Source organism: Prosthecomicrobium sp. N25, from assembly GCF_037203705.1.
Classification (GTDB): domain Bacteria; phylum Pseudomonadota; class Alphaproteobacteria; order Rhizobiales; family Ancalomicrobiaceae; genus Prosthecodimorpha.
Window position 1 is genome coordinate 1,019,170 of record NZ_JBBCAT010000001.1, and the last position, 15,287, is coordinate 1,034,456.

The window sequence follows — 15,287 nt, forward strand, 5'->3', positions numbered from 1 at the left end:
CGAACGGGAGCAGTGACATGAGCTACAGGATCCCCGCGGGCCTGATCGAGGACGAGAACGCCCGGCTGGCGCCCGCCCTCGCCGAGGACTACGGCGCGCTGGCGCGCAAGCTCGCCCGCTCGGGCCTCGACATCGAGGCGATCACCACGGCCGTCATGGCCTTGCGTGTCGCGATCCCGTCCTGGGGCGTCGGCACCGGCGGCACCCGCTTCGCCCGCTTTCCCGGGCCGGGCGAGCCGAACGGCATCTTCGACAAGCTCGAGGACTGTGCCGCCATCCACCAGCTGACGCGCCTGACCCCGACCGTCTCGACCCATTTCCCCTGGGACGAGGCCGACCCGGCCGAGCTGCGCGCCCGGGCCGACGAACTCGGGCTCGGCTTCGATGCGGTCAATTCCAACACCTTCCAGGACCAGCCCGGCCAGCCGCTCTCCTACAAGTTCGGCTCGCTCAGTCACACCGACCGCGCCGTCCGCGACCTCGCGGTCGCCCACAACCTCGACTGCATCGCGAGGGGCGAGACCCTGGGCGCCAAGGCGCTGACGGTCTGGATCGCGGACGGCTCCAACTTCGCCGGCCAGTCGAACCTGACCCGGGCCTTCGACCGCTACCTGGAGTCCATGGCCCGCATCGTCGAGGCCGCCCCGGCGGATTGGCTGGTCTTCATCGAGCACAAGCTTTACGAGCCGGCCTTCTATTCGACCGTCCTCTCCGACTGGGGCTCGTCATTCGCCGCCGCCCTCGAGCTCGGGCCCAAGGTGAAGTGCCTGGTCGACCTCGGACACCACGCCCCGAACGTCAACATCGAGCAGATCGTCGCCCGCCTCGTCCGCTTCGGCAAGCTCGCCGGCTTCCACTTCAACGACTCGAAATACGGCGACGACGACCTCGATTCCGGCTCGGTCGACCCCTTCCGCCTGTTCCTCGTCTTCAACGAACTGGTCGACGCCGCCGTCCGCAACGCGCCCGGCTTCGCCCCCGCCTACATGATCGACCAGTCCCACAACGTGACCGACCCGATCGAGAGCCTGATGGCCTCCGCGGTCGAGATCGCGCGGGCCTACGCGTCGGCCCTGATCGTCGACCGCGCCGCCCTCGAGGCCGCCCAGGAGGCGAACGACGCGCTCGCCGCGCACCGCATCCTGAAGGCCGGCTTCATCACCGACGTCTCCCCCATCCTCGCCGAGGCCCGCCGCCGTGCCGGCGGCGCCATCGACCCCATCGCCGCCTACCGGGCGAGCGGCTACCGCGCCGCGAAGACGCGGGAACGCCCGGTCCGGGCGGGCAGCGGCAGCGGCAGCGGCATCGTGTGAGGCGGCGGGGCCGGCGGCAGGCCCCGCACGCGCTTTCCGGCTACGGCAGGATCTGGTTGACGAGCGTGAAGTCGTCGCCGCGGATCCAAGACGTCCCGATCCCCTGCTTCAGCACCACGTAGGCCTCGGTCATCCCGGCCGGCACCGTGAAGGTGATCTCGTAGGGCTTATAGTCGGTCGAGGTGACCCGCACGCGGTTGAGGGCGGCCCAGACCCCGTTGACCTTGATGTCGACCCCGAACAGGCCGGGGTCCGTCGCCGACCCGGACTTGAGCACGCCCGTGAGCTTGTAGGTGACGCCCGGCTGCAGCCGGGCCGTGACGTTCTGGTTGATACCGCCGTTGGCGTTGACCTGAGCCACCTTGCTGGAGCCGCGCGGGGTGGTGTCCGTGACCGAGATCGCGTTCGCGTTGATGCCCCAGTAGGACAGGGCGCCGACCTCGAAGGTGCCGTTCGCCAGGATCGTCAGGTTGGCGACCGGCGTGCCCGGCGGCTTCATCCAGGCCCGGACGTAGTCGACCTGGAAGTCCATGACGTCCGGCGCGCCCGCGGTGTCGGTCAGGGACATGGACACGAGCATGTAGACCGGCAGCTTGAAGATCGGCAGCGCCGGATAGCGGGTCAACTCCTTCCGGTCGTAGTACAGGATCACCCAGTCGTCCGTGATCTCCACCCCGTAGGTGTGGAAGCCCAGCTGGGCATCGGACCGCCCCGAGTAATTCGACGTCCAGCTATGGGTGGTCGGCTCGCCCGGGCGCGGATATTTCGCCGGCCAGATGTGCAGCGACTGATGCAGACCCTTCGGGTCCGCGCCGTACCACTCGATGACGTCGATCTCGTTCATCGTGATGGTGCGGTCGAAGTCGCCCCCCATCGAGTGCAGCCAGAAGCCCGGCCAGGCGCCGGCACCGACCGGCAGCCGCGCCCGGATCTCGAAATAGCCCTTGGCCTGGATGAAGCCGCGGTCGAGCGAATCGATGCTCTCCATCATGCCGGACGTGTAGGTCCCGTCGGCCTGCTTGCGCGCCCTGAGCGTCAGGATGCCGTTGGCGATCGAATAGGCGTCGTTGCCGGTGCCCGGCGCGACGAACTTCACCTTGCCGAAATTCGCGTGGACCGGCGCGTACCAGGGGCCCTTCCCGAGGTTCCCGGTCACCGACATCGTGTCGAATTCGTCAACGAACGTAGGCACGTAGCCGGTCAGGTCCAGGGGCCGCCCGGCCTGGCTCTCGTTCCATTGATAGTCGGTGGTGAGGGTGCCCACCCCGCCGGCTCCCGCCGGGGTCGGCGTCCACGCGATCGTCGTCAGCAGGGCCAGGGCAGCCGCCCGGCCTCTCGTGAAGGCATTCATGTGCTTGTCCCGCTTTCTGAGCCGAGGTCTGCGCTGCCGGTGTTGTTGTTCTGCGAGTCTCGAGCAGCGCCTTGGAGAGTACAACCAGGGGCTTCGGGTCCTGTTAATGGGAAAGCATGCATTCAAGTCAATCTAGTGTAGAGCCTTACCCGATGAGCTTCAGCTGCGCAATAACGGCGGCTCGAAGATGTCTCGAAGTTGCCTGGTAAGAACTGCGGGACTGGATCGCTTCGACCATTTCTGCTCGTGAAATGCTGGTCTGGCTGTGCGCTCTCGGCGCAGCCGAACCCGAATTCCGAACGAGGCCGGCCATTCTTTTGGCCAAGCCGGCCGCTACGGGCTGCCGCGACCGATCGCCGGAAGCGAACCGTACGGGGCCTTTCGACGCCTATCGACGGCCCGAGGAACCGGTTACCCTGGGGGACGGGTCCGATCCTGCGAAGGGCCGATAAGCCCGGTCGCGCGCCCGGCGTACTGCCGGCCCCGGGGCCGTCCGGCTCTCGCGAAGGAGGGAGATCCCTTGAAGGCACAGACGATCGCCGGCGTCGGACACGGCGCCCCGAACCGGGCCGCCGCTGCCCAGGGGAAGTTCGAAGCGCTCGATTCGCTGAGAGGCGTGGCCGCCGTCCTCGTGGCGCTCTTCCATTTCCTGTTCGCGGGCTACCACCACGACCTCGCGATCGTCCGGAACGGCAGCATCGGCGTGCCGATGTTCTTCGTGCTGAGCGGCTTCGTGGTCTGCCACGCCTACGCGCGCCGGCTCGCCCGCCCCGACGATCTCGGCACCTTCATGCTGCGCCGCTTCGGGCGGCTCTACCCGCTCCACCTCTTCACGCTCGGGCTGGTGTTCGCCTTCGAGGTGGTCAAGCTCGTCCTCGTCTCCGCCGGCGTGAAGAGCGGCCAGCCGCCCTTTTCCGGCGCCAACGACCTGCCGTCCCTGGCGGCCAACCTCGCGCTGCTGCAGGCGATCATTCCCTTCGATACATTCACCTGGAACGGAGTCAGCTGGTCGATCAGCACCGAGTTCTACACGTACATGGTCTTCGGCCTGGTATTGCTGGCCGCCGGCCCGGCAGGCGGGATTGCGCAGGCGGTTCTGGCGGCGGCGAGCGGCCTGCTGCTCCTCGCGGTCGAGACCTGGATGCCGCAGCTTCCCGTAACGGCCGGGCGCGGATTCCTGCTTTGCCTCTTCGGCTTCTTCACCGGCTGCTGCGTTTATCGCGCCTGGGTCTCCGCCCAGGCCCGCGGCTTGCGGACCGGCACCCTCGCCGAACTGGCCGCCACCGCCCTGGTCGCCGGCACCTATGCGTTCCACCCTTTCGGCGACGTCGGCGCCGTCATGGTCTTCGCCCTCGCGATCTTCGTCTTCGCTTTCGACGGCGGCGCGGTCTCGGCCCTCCTGCGGACGAGGCTCCCACGCTTCCTCGGGCGGATCTCCTACTCGATCTACATGATGCACGCCGTCATCCTGACCTTCATCTACGGCATCGCCCGGGCCGCCGGCTCCGTCCTAAAGATCGATCTCTACGCCCCCGGCACCGAGCTCTTCAGCTTCGGCCCGCCCTGGGTCATGGATCTGGTCGCACTCGCGGTGCTGGGCGTGATCGTCGCCGCCAGCGCCTGGACCTACGCCCACATCGAGGCCCCCTGGCGCGACCGCTTCAACGCCTGGGCAGGCAACCGAAAGTTGAGAACCCCTGTGTATGAGCGGGCCTGACGGAGCACGCCCCTGTTCGTACGGCACCTGATCCCGAAGCTGCTACCCCATCTCGGCGATCCGGCGCCGCTTGTGGCGGGCAGCGGGGCCGACCCGACGGCCGACCCGGGGCGATGACGCGGGCCCCTGGGGGGCGGCTCCGTCGGCACCGCACCGCCGGACAAGGGATCCCGCCTCTAGGCTGCCGCGTGCTTGTGGCGCGCGTGCGTGTCGTACCAGCCGGCCCTGAAGCCGAGACGCTTCAGTCCGGCCCGCACCCACCGGTTTCCGATCAGGGGGTCGCTTCCCGTCAGGTAGTGGTTCAGGAGAGGTCGGCGGTAGGCCGCGAGCGCGCCGTCCGCCGAGAGCCATGTGTGGCCGGGCAGATCTCGGCCGAACAGACCGCTCGTGTCCGCCCGGGGATTGCCGGCCTGCCGTCCCTCCCGGGCCGGCGTTGGCTCCGTCTGGCGGTGGACGCGATGTTGTGCAACGACCTGGAAGCGCTCGTATCCGAGCGTCTGCAGGAGCGCCAGCTCCTCGCGCACGGACTGCAGGTCGCGACGCTCGGATTCGATGGAGACGAAGGCGGGCTTCCGGTCGACGGCGTGGAGGCTCGCCAGCGCGGCCTTGTCCATCCCCTCTATGTCGATCTTGGCGTAGTAGGGCACGCCGTGTTCCCGCATGACGTCGGCCAGCGTGGTGCACGCCACCTCGACCGGCTCGCTTTCGACCTTCCGGCTCATGCCGTAGAACGCGCTCCGCGCGCTGCACGCCGTGCTCCACAGGGGGACCTTGGAACGGAAGAACGTGATCGATCCGGATCGCTCGGCGATCGCCTTGGCGACGATCTTGAGACGACCGTCCTGGATCTCGCCTCGGAATCGCGCCTCGGCCTTCTCGACGAGGTGCTGGTCCGCCTCGATGGCCACGACCCTGAAGCCCTTGCGGAGGTAGTAGTCGGTGTCCGAGCCGTCATACATGCCGACGTCGAAGATGAGGTCGCGAACCATTCCCGTGTACCCCGAGGTCCCGAAGACCGCCGTTCTTTCTTGAGCGGGTCATGTGCGCGCCGCACCTTTCCGGCGCTTTCGGCCTCCGCCGGGGAGTCCCGCAGCGGTCCGGTCGAAACGCCCGGGACGAGCGGCCCCGCTCCCGAAGGCCGGTGCCGCATCGAGTACATGACGTTAGGTCATGATGGCAATATACTGATGTGAAAAAAACTATGAGTTCAAATGCTGTGATGCATGCAAGACGCCGCCAAGGTCGGCCCCTGCCGGAGGCCGACCCGGCCCCCACCGGACGCGACGGCGAAACGCAGTCGCCGGGCGCGAGGCCCGGCGAAGCTTCGGTGACCGTCGCGGGACGGGTCCCTCAGGGCAGGCCGCCCAGTTCCTCGACCCGCACCGGCCGGCCCTCCTTGCTGCTCTTCAGCGCCGCGACGCCGGTGAGGAGCGCGAGGGCCCCCGCCCTGGCCCCGGCGCGCTGGCCGAGCGGATCCTCGGTCCCCGGCACGAACAGCATGGTGCGCAGCCGGTCGTCGCCGCCGAAATGGCCGCCCGCCGCATGCGGCACGACGATCTTCTCGCCGGGTTGGAAATTCCGCAGGAGCAGGATCTCGTCGTCCTTCGGAACCTCGTAGCGCTGGCGCTCGTACTGGCGGATCTCGAGCCGGCCCTTGGTGCCGTTGAAGGCGAGGTGATGCCCCTCGATCGGCATGCAGGCATTGAGCGAGTAGGAGACGCGCACGCCCGACTTCGTCGTCAGCGTCACCGCCATCGTGTCCGGGATGTCGATCTCCTCGCGGAACACGCAGCCGTCGCGCACGTAGCCGTCGAACTCGGAGGGGGCCTCGTAGAGGGCCGTCAGCCAGGGGTCCGCCGAGACGTCCAGGAAGAAGTCGCACTCCGCGGCATGCGGGCAGATCTTGCAGCGCGGCCCACGGAACGGCCCGTTGCGGCCGTAGTGGCGCAGAGCCGCGGTGGCGTAGACGGTGTCGGCCTCCGAGCCGAGATACCAGTTGAGCAGGTCGAAGTGGTGGGTCGCCTTGTGGACGAAGAGGCTGCCCGAATACTGCTCGAAGGCATGCCAGCGGCGGAAGTAGTCGGCGCCGTGCTGGGTGTCCAGGTACCAGTGGAAGTCGACCGAGGTGACCTCCCCGATGGCGCCTTCCAGCAGCAGTTCCTTCATGCGCCGCGCGGTCGGCGCGAAGCGGTAGTTGAAGGTGACGTCGACGCGGTTTCCGGTCCGCGCCTCCGCCTCCAGGATGCGCCGGCACTTCTCGGCCGTCGTCGTCATCGGCTTCTCGGTGATCACGTGGCAGCCGGCTTCGAGCGCGCGCACGATGATCTCGTCGTGGGTGTCGTCCCGCGAGGTGACGATCACCGTCTCGGGCCGTACCTCGGCGAGCATCTGAGAGAGGTCGGTATAGATCGGCGCGTTCGTTCCGATCTCGCGCCGCGCCGCCTCGGCACGCACCGGGTTGATGTCCATCAGCGCCGTCATCTCGACCCGGTTGCGCCAGCCGGCGAGGAGCTCCTTGCCCCACATGCCGGTGCCCCGGTGCCCGGTGCCGACGAGCGCCACCCGCCGGCGCTGCAGCGTCGATCCGTCCATGCTGTTCCCTTCCCTCATGTCCTGCAATGCGCGTGGAAGCGGTCGATCACGGTCGCCAGGACCTCGTCCCCCGGCCGCTTCCACCAAGTCTCCGCCGAGAAGATCTCGCATTCCTGGAGGCCCAGGAATCCCGCCGCCTCGATCATGCCCCGGATGCCCCGGAGGTCGATGACCCCGTCCCCCATCATGCCGCGGTCGAGGAGCAGGTCGCGCGTCGGCACCAGCCAGTCGCAGATGTGGTGGGCGAGGATCGCCCCCATCCGCCCCGCCCGCGCGATCGCCGACGCGAGGTTCGGGTCCCACCAGACGTGGTAGACGTCGACCGCGACGCCGACGCCCTCGCCGAGCCGCTCGCACAGATCGAGGGCCTGGTCGAGGGTATTCACGCAAGCCCTGTCGGCCGCGTACATGGGATGCAGCGGCTCGATGGCGAGCGGCATGCGGTTCGCCCGGGCGTACGGCAGGATCGCGGCGATGCCGTCCGCCACCATGTCGCGCGCCGCGCCGAGGTCGCGCGAGCCTTGCGGCAGCCCGCCGACGACGAGCACGAGGCAGTCGGCGCCGAGCGCCACCGCCTCGTCGATGGCGCGCCGGTTGTCGTCGATCGCCTCCTGCCGGCCTTCCGACGTCGCGGACGGGAACATGCCCCCCCGGCATACCCCCGTCACGGTCATGCCGTTGCCGCGGATCACCCGCACGGCCTCGTCGAGGCCCACCTTGTGGATCTGGTCCCGCCAGGGCGCGACCGCCGTGATGCCGTGCCGGAGGCAGGCCTCGCAGGCCTCCGTCAGGGTCCACTGCTGGCGCACCGTGGCGAGATTGATCGAAAGCCCCTCGACAGCCATCGTCTAGCCGATCCCGTGCACGGCGAGGAGCTTCGCCATCCGCTCCGCCGCGAGGTCCGGGTCGAGCAGCACCTGCGCGCTGTCCGCCAGCCGGAAGAGTTCGGCGAAATGCAGCATGGAGCGCGCGCTCTGCTGCCCGCCGAGCATGGTGAAGTGGTCCTGCAGGCCGTTGAGCCAGGCGAGAAAAACCACGCCCGTCTTGTAGAAGCGGGTCGGCGCCTTGAAGATGTGCCGCGACAGCGGGACGGTCGGGGCGAGGATCCGGTCGTATTCGGCCCGGTCCCCGGCCGCGAGCCGGCCGAGCGCCACGGAGGCCGCCGGCGCGATCGCATCGAAGATGCCGAGCAGCGCGTGCGAATAGCCCTGGTCGTCCCCGGCGATCAGCTCCGCGTAGTCGAAGTCGTCACCGGTGTACATCTTCACGCCGGCCGGCAGCCGCCGGCGCATCAGGATCTCCTTCTCCTTGGAGAGGAGCGAGATCTTGATGCCGTCGACCTTGGCGGCGTTGTCGCGGATGACCATCAGGGCCGTCTCCATGGCCTCCATGTGGTCCGCCGCGCCCCAGTAGCCCGCGAGGGCCGGGTCGAACATCTCGCCGAGCCAGTGCAGGATGACCGGCTCCTTCACGCCCTGCAGGATGCGCCCGTAGACCCGGGCATAGTCGCCCGGCCCCTTGGCGGCGCGTACCAGCGCCCGGCTCGCCATCAGGATGATGCGCCCGCCGTGCTTCTCCACGAAGGCGGCCTGCTCCTCGTAGGCGCGGATGACGTCGTCGACCGTGACCGCCTCGGCGGGGTTGAGGTGCTCGGTGCCCACCCCGCAGGCGATCATGGCCCCCGGCCGGGTCCGGGCATCGGCCAGCGCCCGCGCGATCAGCTCCTGCGCGCCGGCCCAGTCGAGGCCCATGCCGCGCTGCGCGGTGTCCATCGCCTCCGCGACCCCGAGCCCGAGGTCCCAGAGATGGTGGCGGAACGCGAGCGTCCGCTCCCAGTCGAACCTGACGTCCAGCCAGGGATCCTGCTCGGCCCAGGGGTCGACCACCACATGGGCGGCCGCATAGGCGATCCGGTCGAAGGCCGGTGCGGAGCCGGCGGCGGGGAGCTTCAGCGGCGGGTTCTTGACCCGGTAGGTCTCCAGCTGCCGGTCGGCGGTGGGAAGCGCGATGGTGGTCATGGTCAGGCCTCCAGGGTGGGGACGTCGAGCCAGCGGCGCTCGGCCCAGCTCTTCAGACCGAGCTCGGCGAGCTGCACGCCCTTGGCCGCCTCGAGCAGGTCGAATTTCCAGGGCTTGCCCTCGACCACGTGGCGCAGGAAGTCCTCCCACTGCACCTTGAAGCCGTTGTCGTAGACCTGGGTGTCCGGTACCTCGTCCCACTGGTCCATGAACCGCATCGTCTGCGGCTGGTCCGGGTTCCAGACCGGCCGGGGCGTGTTGACCCGGTGCTGCGTCCAGCACTTGGTGAGCCCGGCGACCGCCGACCCGTGCGTCCCGTCCACGTGGAAGGTGACGAGGTCGTCCCGGCGCACGCGTGTCGTCCAGGACGAGTTGATCTGGGCGACCACCCCGCCCTCGAGCTCGAAGGTCGCGTAGGCGGCGTCGTCCGCGTCGGCGTCGTAGGGCTTGCCCCTCTCATCCCAGCGCGTCGGGATGTGGGTCGCGCCGAGGCAGGACACGGCCTTCACGGTCCCGAACAGGTTGTCGAGCACGTAGCGCCAGTGGCACAGCATGTCGAGGATGATGCCGCCGCCCTCGCCCTTCCGGTAGTTCCAGCTCGGCCGCTGGATCGGCTGCAGGTCGCCCTCGAACACCCAGTATCCGAACTCGCCGCGCACCGAGAGCATGCGGCCGAAGAAGCCCGAATCCCGCAGCATCGCCATCTTCCGCAAGCCGGGCAGGAACAGCTTGTCCTGCACGACGCCGCTCTTGATGCCCTTGCGCCGCGCCTTGCGGGCGACGTCGAGCGCGATGTCGAGCCGCTCGGCGATCGGCTTCTCGCAATAGACGTGCTTGCCCGCCTCGATGGCGCGCTCCAGGAGCCCGGCGCGCATCTGGGTGGAGCCGGCGTCGAAGAAGATGGTGTCCGCCGGATCGGCGAGCGCCGCGTCGACATCCGTGGTGGTGCGGGCGATCCCGTGCCGGCCGGCGATCTCGGCGAGCTTATCGGCGTTGCGGCCGACCAGGATCGGGTCCGGCATCAGCCGGTCGCCGTTGGCGAGCTCGACGCCGCCCTGGTCCCGGATCGCCAGGATGGAGCGGACGAGGTGCTGGTTGTAGCCCATGCGCCCCGTGATGCCGTGCATGATGATGCCGATGCGCTGCGCAGCCATGAGCCTCCTCCCGTGATTTGTAACTGTTCAGTTACACGTACACGGCTGTGTGGGAGAGGTCAACGGGGGCCGGCAGATTTGTACGCCGGACAGGGGATCGCGACGCGTCGCCGACCCGCTGCGCCGGCCGGCCGGCCCGCGCGACGAGGCGGCCGCAGGGCCGGGGAGGGGCTTCAGCGGCGAACGAAGCTGAGGACGACCTCGACCAGGTGGTCGCCCCAGTGCGCCAGCCTGTCCGGCTCCATCAGGTCCCGGTTGAACACGGTGGACAGGGTGTGGCGGTTGAGGAGGTAGAAGGCCCCCATCGAGGCGATCGTCAGGTAGACGTCGATCGGGTCGAGCCCCGGCTTGAATCGCCCCTGCTCGGCCCCCTTGTCGAGCACCGACTTCAGGAGCCCCATGAAGGACGAGTGGATGCGCGGGATCCGGGCCGAGCGCTTCAGGTTCTCGGCCTTGTAGAGGTTCTCGGTCGCCAGCAGGCTCAAGAACTCCGGATTGTCCAGGAAGTAGCGCCAGGTGAAGCGCGCGAGGGTCCGGATGCCCTCCTCGGGGTCGGCGCGGTCGAGCGCGAGCGCCAGCTCGGCCGAGCGGATCGACGCGTAGGCCTCCTCCAGCACGGCCATGTAGAGGCCGAGCTTGTCGCCGAAATAGTGGTAGAGCATGCGCTTGTTAATGCCGGCGCGCTCCGCGATCGCGTCGACCCGTGCCCCCCCGATGCCCTTCTCGGCGAACTCCGCCTTGGCGGCCGCCAGGATCGCCTGCGTGGTCCGGTCCGGATCGCGCGGCTGCCCGGTGTAGCCGCGCCGCTTGACCGGCGCATCCGCCGCCGTATCGCTCCCCATCGCTGTCCCGCCTCGGCCGTAACGTCAGGTCTTGTGACCGCGTCGGGGCCCGTTGACAAGGGCCCGCGACCGCGCCTACAAATGTAACTGAACGGTGAAAAGAAGCAATCGCTGCCGTCAGAGGAAACCAGCCTCCAGGGAGGATCTCCATGTCCGAAATCCGCATCACGCGTCGCGCCGCTCTTGCCGGCGCCGGTTCCGCTGCCATGCTGGCGCTGAGCTCGCGTCTCGCGCTCGCCCAGGAGAAGCGCCTGCGGATGTTCTGGTGGGGCTCCAAGGAGCGTGCCGACCGGACCTACAAGGCCAACGAGCTCTACACGGCCCGCAACGCCAGCACCAAGATCGACGGCGAGACCCTCGGCTGGACGGACTACTGGCCCCGCGTCGCCACCCAGGCGGCCGGCCGCAACCTCGCCGACGTCCTGCAGATGGACTATCGCTACATCTTCGAATACGCCCGCCGCGGCGCCCTGATGCCGCTCGACCAGTTCATGGGCAAGGCCCTCGACATCGCCGACTTCGGCGCGCCCTCCATCGATTGCGGCAAGGTCGACGGCAAGCTCTACGGCATCAACCTCGGCAACAACTCGGTCGCCATGCTGACCAACGTCTCCGCCTTCGAGGCCGCCGGGCTGAAGGCGCCGAAGACCGGCATCGACTGGAAGGAGTTCTCCGCCCTCTGCGGCGAACTGACGAAAGCCGCCAAGAAGGACGGCTTCTACGGCTCGATGGACGCCGGCGGCCTCGAGCCGAACCTGGAGACCTGGCTGCGCCAGCGCGGCAAGGGCCTCTACTCGGACGAGGGCCAGGTGGCCTTCTCGGCCGACGACATGGGCGAGTGGTTCGCCATGTGGGACGCCATGCGCAAGGCCAAGGCCTGCGTGCCGGCCGACGTCCAGGCCCTCGACAAGCAGAACATCGAGACCAACCCGCTGACCCTCGGCAAGGCCGCGGTCGCCTTCGCGCATTCGAACCAGCTGGTCGGCTACCAGGCCGTCAACCCCAACAAGCTGGCGATCGACATGTATCCGACGATCGGCGCCGGCGGTAAGCCCGGCCAGTACCTGAAGCCCTCGATGCTCTTCTCCATCGCGGCGAACTCCAAGAATGCCGAGGAAGCCGCCAAGATCATCAATTTCTACGTGAAGGATCCCGAGGGCGTGAAGGCCGTCGGCGTCGAGCGCGGCGTGCCCGCCTCGCCGGCCGCCCGCAACGTGGTCGCTGCCGACCTCGACGAGCTCGGCAAGGCGATGGTCAACTATATCGGCATGATCTCCGACAAGATCGGCCCGCTCCCGGCGCCGCCGCCCAAGGGCGCCGGCGAGATCGCCTTCCTGCTCAAGAAGACCAACGAGGAGGTCGGCTTCGGCAAGGCGACCGCCGCGGAGGCGGGCAAGAAGTTCCACGCCGACGCGCTCGCGATCATCGCGAGAGGCTGATCGTCATGGCTACCGCCGTCGGTACGGCCGTGCCCCTCGAAAGGGGGGTGCGCCGGCGCCTCGCACTCGGCCGAAACCTCCCCGGCTACATGTTCCTGGCGCCCTGGCTGGCAGGCTTCCTCCTGCTCACGCTGGGGCCGACGGTGGTCTCTCTCTGGCTGTCCTTCACGAACTTCGACCTGATCGGCGACCCTCGCTGGGTCGGCGCCGCGAACTACGTCCGCATCGCCACAGCGGACGAGAAGTTCTGGACCTCCATGAAGGTCACCTTCCTCTATGTGGTGCTCGCCGTCCCCTTCAAGCTGACCTTCGCGCTCCTCGTCGCGATGGCGCTCAACAAGGGCATCTCCGGCCTGACCGTCTACCGCGCGATCTTCTACCTGCCCTCGCTGCTCGGCGCGAGCGTCGCCATCGCGGTGCTGTGGCGGAACCTCTTCGCCGGCGACGGGCTCGTCAACCAGCTGCTCTTCTGGGCCTTCGGCCTCAAGGGACCGAGCTGGGTCTCCGATCCCGACTACGCGCTCTACACCCTGGTCATCCTGTCGATCTGGCAGTTCGGGTCGCCCATGATCATCTTCCTGGCCGGGCTCCGGCAGATCCCCCAGGACATGTACGAGGCCGCGAGCCTGGACGGCGCCGGGCCCACGCGGCAGTTCTTCAAGATCACCCTGCCGCTCCTGACCCCCGTCGTCTTCTTCAACGCGGTCGTGCAGACCATCGAGGCCTTCAAGGCCTTCACGCCCGCCTTCATCGTCTCGGAAGGCACCGGCGGCCCCGTCGACTCGACCCTCTTCTACACCCTCTACCTGTACCAGGAGGCCTTCGCGTTCCTGCGCATGGGCTACGCCTCCGCGCTCGCCTGGATCCTCGTCGTGATCATCGCCTTCTTCACGGCCTTCTCGTTCCTGACCGCGAAATACTGGGTGCACTACGATGACTGACGCGGCCCACCACGCCCCGGTCTCCGTCACCGCGCCCCCCGACAACCCGGGCCTGCCGACGCCGCTCTGGCAGCGCGTCCTGATCCACGGGGTGCTGATCGCGGCATCCTTCGTGATGCTCTATCCGCTGCTCTGGATGTTCGCGAGTTCGCTGAAGCCCGAGCACGAGATCTTCTCCAACCCGTCGATCTGGCCCAAGTCGGCCGACTTCGGCGCCTACGTCCGCGGCTGGTTCGGCCTGCGCTACTCCTTCGGCACCTTCTTCTGGAACTCCGCCGTCATCGCCGTCCTGGCGGTGATCGGCAACGTGCTGTCCTGCTCGCTCGCCGCCTATGCCTTCACGCGGCTGAAGTTCGCCGGCCGGGACTTCTGGTTCGCGATGATGCTCGGCACGCTGATGATGCCCCACCACGTGGTGCTCATCCCGCAATACGTCCTGTTCCTCAACATCGGCTGGGTCGACACGATCCTGCCGCTCGTCGTGCCGAAGTTCCTGGCCGTGGACGCCTTCTTCATCTTCCTGATGGTGCAGTTCTTCCGCGGCATCCCGCGCGAGCTCGACGAGGCAGCGGCCATGGACGGCTGCGGCCCTTGGCGGATCTACTGGCGCATCATGCTGCCCCTGTCGCTGCCCGTGCTGGCGACCGCCGCCATCTTCACCTTCATCTGGACCTGGGACGACTTCTTCGCCCCGCTCATCTACCTGAACGACATGGGCTCCTACACGGCCCAGCTGGGTCTGCGCGCCTTCGTGGACTCGAGCGGCAAGTCGGATTGGGGCGCGCTTTTCGCCATGTCGGTGTTGACGCTGCTCCCGGTCTTCGTCGTCTTCCTCTTCTTCCAGCGCCTTCTCATCGACGGCATCGCCACCACCGGCATGAAGCGCTGACGCCAAACGGGAACCGAGCCATGTCCGCCATTCGCTTTGCCGTCATCGGCATCGACCACGACCACATCTTCGGCCAGTGCCAGTGCATTCTCGATGCCGGCGCCGAGCTGGTCGCCTACCACGCCGCCAACGAGCACGACCTCCTGAAGCAGTTCATGGAACGGTTTCCGGATGCCCGGCGGGTCGACGATCCGCGCCGTATCCTGGAGGATCCGTCGATCCACTTGGTCGTCTCTGCCGCCGTCAATGCCGACCGCGCTGACATCGCCATCGCGGCCATGCGGCACGGCAAGGACGCCATGGTGGACAAGCCGGGCATCACCAGCCTCGAGAAGCTCGCCGAGGTCCGCAAGGTGCAGGCCGAGACCGGCCGCATCTTCTCGATCCTCTATTCCGAGCACTTCGAGCAGAGGTCGACCGTCAAGGCCGGCGAACTCGTCCAGGCCGGCGCGATCGGCAAGGTGATCCACACCACCGGCCTCGGGCCCCATCGCATCCGCAAGCCCCAGCGCCCCGCCTGGTTCTTCGAGCGTGCCCGCTACGGCGGCATCCTGGCCGACATCGGCTCCCACCAGTGCGAGCAGTTCCTGTTCTTCACGAACGCGACGTCGGCCCGCGTCCTCTCCGCCACGGTCGCCAATCGCGGCAATCCGGACAAGCCGGAACTGCAGGACTTCGGCGACATGCACCTCGCCACCGACGACGCCACCGGCTACGTGCGCGTCGACTGGTTCACCCCCCACGGCCTGCCGGTCTGGGGCGACGGCCGCCTGATCGTCATCGGCACCGAGGGCATGATCGAGCTCCGGAAATATATCGACGTCGCCGGTCGCCCCGGCCCGAACCACCTGTTTCTGACCGACGCCAAGGGCGTCACCCACATCGACTGCAACGACATGGAGCTGCCCTACGGCCGCCAGCTCCTCGCCGACATCCGCGACCGCACCGAGACCGCCATGACGCAGGCCCACTGCTTCGCCGCCATGGAACTCGCGCTGACCGCGCAGGCCAAGGCCGAAGGGAAGCTCTGA

13 protein-coding genes are annotated in these 15,287 nt (G+C 68.2%); 6 read left to right on the forward strand and 7 right to left on the reverse strand.

Features of this window, described 5'->3' with window-relative positions:
* Window positions 1-17 precede the first annotated feature (17 nt).
* Window positions 18-1,313 (forward strand): L-rhamnose catabolism isomerase, encoded by a 1,296-nt coding sequence (gene rhaI / locus WBG79_RS04670; RefSeq protein WP_337355941.1) that lies wholly within the window; start codon window positions 18-20, stop codon window positions 1,311-1,313.
* A gap of 40 nt (window positions 1,314-1,353) precedes the next feature.
* On the opposite strand, the gene WBG79_RS04675 is transcribed toward rhaI, so the two are convergent.
* On the reverse strand, window positions 1,354-2,664 hold the full coding sequence (locus WBG79_RS04675) for a carbohydrate binding domain-containing protein (RefSeq protein ID WP_337355942.1): 1,311 nt from the start codon (window positions 2,662-2,664) through the stop codon (window positions 1,354-1,356).
* A gap of 520 nt (window positions 2,665-3,184) precedes the next feature.
* Between WBG79_RS04675 and WBG79_RS04680 the strand changes: the two genes are divergently transcribed.
* A complete protein-coding gene (locus WBG79_RS04680; protein ID WP_337355943.1) occupies window positions 3,185-4,381 on the forward strand; it encodes an acyltransferase family protein in 1,197 nt (398 codons plus the stop codon).
* A gap of 176 nt (window positions 4,382-4,557) precedes the next feature.
* Here WBG79_RS04680 and WBG79_RS04685 read toward each other — a convergent pair whose 3' ends face one another.
* The 6 genes from WBG79_RS04685 to WBG79_RS04710 all read right to left on the reverse strand — a co-directional run bounded on the left by WBG79_RS04685 (window position 4,558) and on the right by WBG79_RS04710 (window position 10,987).
* On the reverse strand, window positions 4,558-5,370 hold the full coding sequence (locus WBG79_RS04685; protein ID WP_337355944.1) for an FkbM family methyltransferase: 813 nt from the start codon (window positions 5,368-5,370) through the stop codon (window positions 4,558-4,560).
* A 361-nt stretch (window positions 5,371-5,731) separates the two neighbouring features.
* Window positions 5,732-6,973 carry a Gfo/Idh/MocA family protein gene (locus WBG79_RS04690; RefSeq protein WP_337355945.1) on the reverse strand — a complete coding sequence of 414 codons (1,242 nt, stop codon included), beginning with the start codon at window positions 6,971-6,973 and terminating at the stop codon, window positions 5,732-5,734.
* Window positions 6,974-6,987: 14 nt separating this feature from the next.
* Window positions 6,988-7,818, reverse strand: a complete 831-nt coding sequence (locus tag WBG79_RS04695; RefSeq protein ID WP_337355946.1) for a sugar phosphate isomerase/epimerase family protein — start codon at window positions 7,816-7,818, stop codon at window positions 6,988-6,990.
* Between the two features lie 3 nt (window positions 7,819-7,821).
* Window positions 7,822-8,991 carry a dihydrodipicolinate synthase family protein gene (locus tag WBG79_RS04700; protein ID WP_337355947.1) on the reverse strand — a complete coding sequence of 390 codons (1,170 nt, stop codon included), beginning with the start codon at window positions 8,989-8,991 and terminating at the stop codon, window positions 7,822-7,824.
* Between the two features lie 2 nt (window positions 8,992-8,993).
* Window positions 8,994-10,145, reverse strand: coding sequence for a Gfo/Idh/MocA family protein (locus WBG79_RS04705; RefSeq protein WP_337355948.1), 1,152 nt, complete (start codon window positions 10,143-10,145; stop codon window positions 8,994-8,996).
* A gap of 173 nt (window positions 10,146-10,318) precedes the next feature.
* A complete protein-coding gene (locus WBG79_RS04710; protein WP_337355949.1) occupies window positions 10,319-10,987 on the reverse strand; it encodes a TetR/AcrR family transcriptional regulator in 669 nt (222 codons plus the stop codon).
* Between the two features lie 149 nt (window positions 10,988-11,136).
* Between WBG79_RS04710 and WBG79_RS04715 the strand changes: the two genes are divergently transcribed.
* From WBG79_RS04715 to WBG79_RS04730, 4 genes are read left to right on the forward strand one after another with little or no spacing between them, the layout of a single operon-like run.
* On the forward strand, window positions 11,137-12,426 hold the full coding sequence (locus WBG79_RS04715; RefSeq protein ID WP_337355950.1) for an ABC transporter substrate-binding protein: 1,290 nt from the start codon (window positions 11,137-11,139) through the stop codon (window positions 12,424-12,426).
* Window positions 12,427-12,431: 5 nt separating this feature from the next.
* The gene (locus WBG79_RS04720; RefSeq protein ID WP_337355951.1) at window positions 12,432-13,367 is read left to right on the forward strand and encodes a carbohydrate ABC transporter permease; all 936 of its coding nucleotides are present in this window, start codon (window positions 12,432-12,434) and stop codon (window positions 13,365-13,367) included.
* Window positions 13,360-14,256: a carbohydrate ABC transporter permease gene (locus WBG79_RS04725; protein WP_337355952.1), complete on the forward strand. Its 897-nt coding sequence runs from the start codon at window positions 13,360-13,362 to the stop codon at window positions 14,254-14,256. Before WBG79_RS04720 ends, WBG79_RS04725 begins: the two co-directional genes overlap by 8 nt.
* Window positions 14,257-14,276: 20 nt before the next feature.
* On the forward strand, window positions 14,277-15,287 hold the full coding sequence (locus tag WBG79_RS04730) for a Gfo/Idh/MocA family protein (RefSeq protein WP_337355953.1): 1,011 nt from the start codon (window positions 14,277-14,279) through the stop codon (window positions 15,285-15,287).